This is a genomic window from Ruminococcus sp. (assembly GCF_045129435.1).
Taxonomy (GTDB): Bacteria; Bacillota; Clostridia; order Oscillospirales; family Acutalibacteraceae; genus Ruminococcoides.
This window is the reverse complement of record NZ_JBGVJL010000186.1, coordinates 1-3,208: the sequence shown is the minus strand read 5'-3', so window position 1 is coordinate 3,208 and position 3,208 is coordinate 1. Positions and strand designations below refer to the sequence as shown.

Annotated in this window: 3 protein-coding genes; all 3 read right to left on the bottom strand. The window is 38.2% G+C overall.

Annotation, left to right across the window (positions count from 1 at the left end; all coding sequences use genetic code 11):
* Positions 1-606, bottom strand: a 606-nt coding sequence (locus ACJMMI_RS08620; protein ID WP_405354969.1) for a hypothetical protein, incomplete at its 3' end; no start/stop codon positions are given.
* A gap of 101 nt (positions 607-707) precedes the next feature.
* Entirely contained in the window at positions 708-2,486 is a 1,779-nt protein-coding gene (locus tag ACJMMI_RS08615; protein ID WP_405354966.1) for a BlaR1 family beta-lactam sensor/signal transducer, read from the bottom strand.
* Positions 2,487-2,497: 11 nt separating this feature from the next.
* Positions 2,498-2,875, bottom strand: coding sequence for a BlaI/MecI/CopY family transcriptional regulator (locus ACJMMI_RS08610; protein WP_405354964.1), 378 nt, complete (start codon positions 2,873-2,875; stop codon positions 2,498-2,500).
* Between the last annotated feature and the right edge of the window lie 333 nt (positions 2,876-3,208).

Sequence of the window (3,208 nt, the reverse complement as noted above, 5' to 3'; positions counted from 1 at the left end):
GTCCTTGTGATACAAGGCACATGGCACGGATTCAGAAGTGTATTTTACAGTTGTAAAATTATCGTAAGCCATGTTGTTCAGAGTGGTATACAGCTCAATAATTTTATCGTCCGTAAAATCGGGGAATAATACTTTAATCGTATAAAAGCACATTTCTTCATACAATTCATACATTTCCGCAGTGTAACCGTGGTCATCAAAATTCAGCGTGATCTCTTGTATATAATCGCCGTTTGAAGGAACATAAACCGATATAGTCGGAAGCAGCCACTTTTTTTCATCCTCGGTAAAATTATAATATATTGTTTCGTGGTTTGAATGAATTGCAGTTTCATAAATATCAGTGCTCCATTTTGATGACGGAAGCAGGTAATCGGCGTTTTTATCTTTCCGATAAAAGCTGTTGTAGCTGTCTATAAAACCATCTATGGAAATCGAAAAAACAAGCTCACCCTCCCTGTTATTCAGAACCTCTATATCCGGTTTTTTTATTTCAACCTCCTGTTGCCCTGCTTCTTTTGATTGAGTAATAACAACAAGCGCGATACAAATAAGCCCCAATGCTAACGGAATAATTCTCCATAATAGTTTAAATGATTTCTTCATTGCAATTTCCTTTCTATTTCTTACATCTGTAATATTTAAGGCCGTGATTTTGAGCTGTTGACAGCTAAGTATAGACCTTCAACAGCTCATCTTACTTTTAGCTAATTTATGGATATACCCATTTTTTCAAAAATTGAGTATGTGATTTGAACGGCGGCATTGCCGTTTGCATTGCTTTCATCTTGCAGGTTGACCGCAAAGAAATAAGTATTACCCTTTACCTCTGCATAGCCCACAAACCAGCCATTTACATCGTTACTTCCAACTTTACCCGTGCCTGTTTTTCCGTAAAGCTTATTGCCGTTGTTTTCCGAAAGAAAGATAGCATTTTTTACTGCCTCCACATTTGATTCATTAAATCCGAAGCCGTTGTTATAAAGCTTAACCAGCAATTCAACCTGCTCCAGCGGAGATATTTTCAAATTGCTGCCGTTCCAATAATATGCAGTGTCTTTCCCGACATATCCGTTTCCGTAGCCTATGCCGGTATAAAAATCCTGTAATTTATCTGCCCCTGAAGCCTTATCCAGAAGCTGAAAATACCAGTTGACGGAATTACGCATGGCAGAATTAAGGTCTTGATCACTGTTCCAAGATGGGAAATTTCGAGATACATTATCCCATTGAATAAAGCTGTCATCAGGAGTAATTATCCCTTGTTCCAACGCATTCAAGGCACTGTATATTTTGAAGGTCGAACAAGGCGCAATTCTTTTGGTCGCTGCCGATAAGTTATATACATTGTAAACATCGGCTTGCATATCGTATATAACTGCACATCCGTGAGCAGTGCCGAATAAATCGCTGTGATCCTGTTCAATTATCTCTATCTTTCGTTCAGGCACATATGACAAACCAAAATCCGAAGCAGCAGCCGTAAAAACAGGAATCTGCATCGCTGCCGAGAAAAACACCACAGCAATAAGACTGCACCCGACTGTTTTTGCAAGCTTTGTTTCTTTTTTAAAGCCTGCAATTCGTTCAATGCGATATTTGAGCTGTGCTTTGTTATCGAACAAACCGTTTGCCGAGTATATCAACTTACCTTTTTTCAAGCGTGCAAATTTTAAGAGCGTATCTCCATAACACAGCCGTTCCTCTTCGGTGTTATAAATGTTCAGTACCGACCAATCGCAATAGGCTTCACGGTCACACCGCATCCTTGAAAAAGCCGACCAAATGAACGGATTAAACCAATATAGAATCTGTGCAGTGCAAAATAAACCATTCGTCCAGATGTCATTATGCTTAATGTGGGTAATCTCATGCATCAGAATATGCTCAATTTCTTTTTCAGATAAATTCTGTATTACACTGCCCGGCAGAACAATCCAACAATGTATGTACCCGAAACTTAACGTAGATGTTACCATATCCGACTGCATTAACCGTACCCTTTGTTTTACAGAAGTTTTCGTCAGGCAATCGTTAAATAACGCGATAATATTTTCAGGCGGCGGCTCAGCAAAACGCTTTATTGCCTTGAGCTTTCTTCCTCCAAAACAGTAAAACACAGCAACACACAAAGCTCCGATTATCCAGATTATTAAGAAGATCGCATTTAACTCAGCTTTATCGGCGACATCAACCATTTCGGTAAAATCATACAGCCAATCCTCTGCCATATCGGGAGCTGAAGCAGTATTCACAGAAATATTGCTCTGCATTGTTGTTATCTCTCGGGTGATATTGCCAAAGTCAATCCATTTGAAGAATGACGCAGGCATAAAAACAACTGCAAGCGAAAGCAAAAGCGCAAACCATATATGATAATGGAATCTCAGCGAAGCCCTGTTTTTCAGCAGCTTTTTAAGCAGCAGGATAATTCCGATAACGGCGACACTAAATATATTGCCTGTTACAAAGCGTGTAAAAAACATATGACCGCCTCTTACTTTTTACGTTTCTTATCTAAAATCGCCTGCAAGTCATTGATTTCCTCAGTTGTCAATTCGTTTCGATTTAAGTAATTCAAAACCATTTGACTTAATGCACCGTCAAAAAAACGATTTATAAAAGTATTACCTTCAAGCTCAATGTAGGCTTCCTTTTTGATAAGCGGCGAATAGACAAAAACGCGGCTTTCTTTTTCGTGCGTAATAACGCCTTTCTTTTCAAGGCGAAAAAGCATAGTCTGTATTGTCTTGGGGCTCCAATCCTTATCTTTGGAGAGTCGCTCAACAATATCATTTGTATTGGTAGGGGCATATTTCCAAATAATATTCATCACTTCAAACTCTGCGTCAGAAATCTGCGGCAAGCTCTTCATAATCAACCTCGTTATTCTTACATTTGTAATATTTATTATAATAGCTGCGAATACAAATGTCAATCTTATGCTTATAAATATAGTTTGAACATATTGTAAATCAAGCTGAAAGCTGTGCATACACCTTTGCTATATTCTGTTATCCAATATACTTTTTATTAACTCACCGCCATTAGATATTGCTACGGTATTTAAGGAAACGCTGAATAAATAAAGGTGTATAGTAACCTAATCTTAAATCGAGTGAATTTTTTAAGCAACTTGAAAGAATAAGCCTATAAATGGGGAAATAACCCTCTAAAAACGGGGACTTTTCCCCAAAAAGGGTACAGT

What these genes read in the sequence shown, in the direction of transcription:
- ACJMMI_RS08615 (WP_405354966.1), bottom strand. Translation starts at nt 2,486, where the DNA reads ATGTTTTTTACACGCTTTGTAACAGGCAATATATTTAGTGTCGCCGTT.
- ACJMMI_RS08610 (WP_405354964.1), bottom strand. Translation starts at nt 2,875, where the DNA reads ATGAAGAGCTTGCCGCAGATTTCTGACGCAGAGTTTGAAGTGATGAAT.